Raw genomic sequence first — 346 nt, 5'->3', positions numbered from 1 at the left:
GTACGGGGGCGCCCCCGTACCCCCTGCGCCTCTGCGCCCCTGGGCGCGGTGAGTGTCGGGGGTACGGGTACCCCCGACCGCCCCCTGCGGAGCCACGGCAGCTTCGCACCGCGGCCGGGCAGGAGTCGGACGCGGCCGGCGGCCCCGGCCCGCCGCGAGTTGGACACGGGCGGTACCCCGGCCCCACCGAGTTGGACGCGGGCCGCCACCCCGGCCCCACCGAGTTGGACGCGGGCCGCCACCCCGGCCCCACCCGAGTTGCACGCCGCCGGCCACACCGGCCCGCCGGACGGGAACCGCCACCACCACAGCCCGTCCGGTACTTGAGGACGGACACACCGGCCCG

It is taken from the genome of Streptomyces sp. NPDC054841 (genome assembly GCF_053611045.1).
Note: the sequence above shows the minus strand (reverse complement) of the source record.